Origin of the sequence: Achromobacter sp., from assembly GCF_036567245.1 — a bacterium.
Lineage (GTDB): Bacteria > Pseudomonadota > Gammaproteobacteria > Burkholderiales > Burkholderiaceae_B > Achromobacter.
Window position 1 is genome coordinate 1 of record NZ_DATCUY010000727.1, and the last position, 4,231, is coordinate 4,231.

Consider the following 4,231-nt stretch of genomic DNA (forward strand, 5'->3'; position numbering starts at 1 on the left):
CGCCGCCATGGCGGGCGGCGCCGCCGCCCTGTGGAGCACGCCTGGCCGCGGCACGCTGGACACCCTGGCGGCGGTGTTCCTGCGGGCCTTCGTGTCGGTGGAAATCGTCAAGGTGCTGATCCGCACGGTGTTCGCGGTGAAGCATCCGCACCTGCGCCTCCTGCCCATGACGGACGACAACGCCAGATACTGGAATGCGTGGCTGGTGCGCATTGCCACCGCAGCCGGCTACGGCACGCTGCTGGTCGATCCCGTGGTGTCGGCCTCGCTGTCGCCTGCGCTGGGACGGCTGGCCAACCTGCTGATCATGCTGGCGGTCTACGTGTACGCCGTGCGCGTCATCTGGCGCAACCGCCAGACGGTGCGTGGACACCTGGACCGGCGCGCGGCCAACGCGACCACGTTCATGGGCTCGCGGCTGCACATCCTGGCGCGCGTCTGGCATGTGCTGGGCATCGGCTATTTCACCATCCTGCTGGTAGTCAGCCAGGTGGATCCGACCAACGCGCTGCCCTTCATGGCTCGCGCCACCGCGCAGACCCTGCTGGTGATCGGCGTGGGCAGCCTGCTGATCCTGCTGCTGAACGCCGTGCTGGCCAAGCCCATCAGGTTGCCGGACGACCTGCGCAAGCGCCTGCCGCTACTGGAGGCGCGCGTCAACGCCTATGTGCCGGCCACCTTGAAACTGGTCGGCCTCGTCATCCGCATCGTCCTGGTGCTGCTGGTCCTGGACGCGTGGCGCGCCTTCGACCTGTCGCGGTGGCTGGCCTCGGATTCCGGAGGCGCGGCCATCCGGATGACGGTGAACATCGTCATCGTGCTGCTGATCGCGGCCCTGGCCTGGACCGTGATCGCCAGCATCATCGAACACCGTCTCAGCCAGAGCGAAGGACGCGGCATGCCCAGCGCGCGCGAGCGCACCCTGCTGGCGCTGTTCCGCAACGCCGCGCTGATCGTCATCGTGACAATGACGCTGATGGTGCTGCTGTCGCAGATCGGCATCGACGTGGGACCGCTGATTGCCGGCGCCGGCGTGGTCGGCCTGGCCATCGGCTTCGGCGCGCAGAAACTGGTCCAGGACATCATCACCGGGATCTTCATCCAGCTTGAGAACGGCATGAACGAGAACGACGTGGTGCAGGTCGCCGGAGTGTTCGGCACGGTGGAGAAGATGACGATACGCTCGGTCGGCATACGCACGCTGGACGGCGGCTACCACCTGGTGCCGTTCTCTTCCGTCGACGTCGTGACCAACCACATGCGCGACTTCTCATACCACCTGGGCGAATACACCATCGCGCATCGCGAAAGCGTGGACGACGCCATCGTGCATCTGCGCGCCGCCTTCGCCGAGCTGATGACCGACACGGTACTGGGGCCTGAGATCCTGGAAGACATAACGGTCGCCGGGGTCACCGCGGTCAACGAAAAGGGCGTGACCATCCGGATCCTGATCAAGACCACGCCAGGCATGCAGTGGGCCGTGCAGCGCGGCTACAACCGGCTCCTGAAGAAACACTTCGACGCCGCCGGCATCGAGCTGCCCTATCCGCATACAGTGCTGTACTTCGGTCAGGACAAGCGAGGATACGCGCCGCCAGCCAATGTGGTCATGCAGTCCGAGCGTCCCGACGAAGGCGAGAACGCCCGCGCGGCCGGACACACCCGGCGTCCGCTGGAACCCGCGCCGCGCGGCGAGGATTCGACCGAAGTGCTGGGCAACGAACTGGAGGCGCGCGAAGAAGGCGAAGCGCCGCGGACATAGCGGTACGCGGCGGGCATGGGAAGCGCGTTGCGCGAGGCTGGCAGCGGCAGGCTGCCGCCTCGCATTTGCAGACGCGGGTCTATCCGTCTACTTCCCGTAGGTCGCGATCACGGTCTCCAGCGGCACATGCCCCTTGCAGGACCCCGAGTAGACAGGGCTTGCACCATCTTCCAACGCGACGGCATATCTCACCGCCGGGTCGCTTTCCAGGCGCTGCCGCAACGCCGCCAGCTTGGGCCAACGCGATTGAGCCGCGACCTCATGGAAATCCAGCCAGCGCGCCACGCCGACCAGCACGGCGTCGGCCAGCGTCGGACGGTCGCTCACCAGAAATGGCGTGTCGCCCAACATCGCTTCGAGCTTGTCATGCCGCTCGATGACGCGTTGCGCACCCCAGGCCCGCAGCGTTTGCTGCAACGCCGGATCGGGCGGGTCCATTTCCAGGGCGACCCAATGCGGGGTGAAGGCGGCGGTGAAGCCGGTGTTCAGGAAGGCCATGAACTGGTGCATGCGATCGGACTCGGGCGAAAGAGGATCGAAACTGATCCTGCGTTCGCTGTCCCGGTTCTCGATCCATCGCGCAATCGCCATGGTTTCCGTAAAAACCGCGCCCTGCTCACTGACGAATGCGGGCGTCTCATGGCGCGCGTTGATCCGCGCATAGGAAGGCAGCTGCATCTCTCCAAGCATGTCCACGCGGCACAAGCGATACGGCTTTCCAAGCCACTCCAGCGCAGCGACCAACCCCATTGAACTTCCCAGCGGAAAGCCATAAACCAGTATGGGTTCCAAGATTCTTTCTCCGTAGATGAGGGTTACGCTGCGCAGCGGATTGAATTCTACGGATCTGATAGGCTAAGTAAATTACGCACATTTTTGTCACCACGACTCTCCCATGAAAGACCTGGTTTCGCGCTGCCCCATCGAAGAAGTCATGCAGATACTGAGCGGCCGATGGCCGACGCTGCTGATCTACTACCTCAAGGAAGGCACCAAGCGCTTCAGTGACTTGCGCCGCGACAATCCGACCATCTCGCATCGGATGCTGACGCTGGAACTGCGCAAGCTCGAATTGGCCGGCATCGTCCAGCGCACCGATTTCGATGGCTATCCGCGGCGCGTGGAATATGACCTCACGCCTTCCGGCAAGACGCTCGTACCGCTGCTGGATGCGCTGGGCGACTGGTGGGAAGAGAATGGAGCGGCGTCCGAAGACGCCCTCTGAGCAGGCCAGTCATCCCTAAGGCTGAAGACGCCCGCCACCCTGCTCTCCCGTGCCGATCAAATCCAGCAGCCCATCCGACAAGGTTCCCCGCCAGACCAGGTAATCGTGCCCGCCCGCCACCTCTCGGTGCGTTACCAGATAACCCTTGGCAAGCAACACATCCCGCAGATGCCGGTTGCTCTCCAGAATGCCCGGCTGGCCGCCGCGTCCCGATTCGAACAGGCCGGCGCCGAGGAAGAAGCGCACCGGCAGCTTGCGCACCGCGACGAATTGCCGCGTCAGCCATTGGTCCTCTTCGCCCTCCGGCGACCACCAATAGGAGCCGGACTGGCTGAGCACATTGCCGAATACCTCGGGGTGGCGCAGCGCGGCATAGGCCGACGCCAGACCGCCGTAGCTGGAGCCGCCGATGACGGTACGCGCGGCGGGCGCGCTGATACCTTGCTTGCGCGCCCACGGCATCAACTCTTTCGCGAGGAAGTCGGCAAAGTCCGGGTTGGGCGGCAACTCCAGGCTGCGGGATTCGGCCGTGGGATTGTCGATCAGCAGCGCAGCCGTCGGGGGAATGACGCCCGCCGCAATCATGTTGTCCAGGATGGTCGGCGTGGGTACGCGGCCCAGGTAGGCGCCGGCATCGAATAGCACCAGCACGCGATTGTCGGCGGCGCCAGGTTGCCAACCCGCGGGACGGTACAGATGGATCTTGCGCGTGTTGCGCATGAGATCGCTGCGCAGCTCCATCGCCTCGACCGTGCCCTGCGGCACGCCCGCCCGGGGTTCGACCCATGGCTGTGGCGGCGCTTCGGCCAGCTCGAGCATGGAATAGGTTTGAAATGCGTCGACGCCGCGCGCCGGATAAGCCTTGGGGTTGTGAGGATCGGCCTGCGCTGTCGCCAGGATCGCGCGACGCCGCGCCATGCCGGAGCCTGGGAGCTCCGGCACATCGGGCGCCAGGCGATATGACAGGCGCGTGGATCGGGGCACGACAAAGCTGGCATGCCAGACATCGGAATCACCCAGGCGCGCCAATTGCGCATGGTCCGACGACGGCCCGCCGAACAGGCGCACATTGCGCTCGGCGCCGCGCCACAGGAACGTGACGCGGTCATGTTTGGCGTCCACGGCTTCGACCAGCGGCGTGCCTTGCTGAGCCACCTCTGCCCAGAAGGCTTCCGTCGTTCCGCCCCCGGCCAGCGTCTCGGCCAGCGCGGCCAGGCGCGGGCTGTCGAGCGTCGGCGCGG

At 65.5% G+C, this 4,231-nt stretch carries 4 protein-coding genes; 2 read left to right on the forward strand and 2 right to left on the reverse strand.

Annotated features, from left to right (window positions below; translation table 11 throughout):
• The coding region (locus tag VIR09_RS31430; protein WP_332016427.1) for a mechanosensitive ion channel domain-containing protein at nt 1–1,765 on the forward strand (1,765 nt) is incomplete at its 5' end.
• A gap of 87 nt (nt 1,766–1,852) precedes the next feature.
• Here the strand turns inward: VIR09_RS31430 and VIR09_RS31435 are convergent.
• Complete coding sequence (locus VIR09_RS31435) at nt 1,853–2,557, reverse strand: glutathione S-transferase family protein (RefSeq protein ID WP_332016428.1); 705 nt, start codon at nt 2,555–2,557, stop codon at nt 1,853–1,855.
• A gap of 103 nt (nt 2,558–2,660) precedes the next feature.
• Between VIR09_RS31435 and VIR09_RS31440 the strand changes: the two genes are divergently transcribed.
• A complete protein-coding gene (locus tag VIR09_RS31440; RefSeq protein WP_332016429.1) occupies nt 2,661–2,990 on the forward strand; it encodes a helix-turn-helix domain-containing protein in 330 nt (109 codons plus the stop codon).
• Nucleotides 2,991–3,005: 15 nt separating this feature from the next.
• On the opposite strand, the gene fes is transcribed toward VIR09_RS31440, so the two are convergent.
• The coding region (gene fes / locus VIR09_RS31445; RefSeq protein WP_332016430.1) for an enterochelin esterase at nt 3,006–4,231 on the reverse strand (1,226 nt) is incomplete at its 5' end.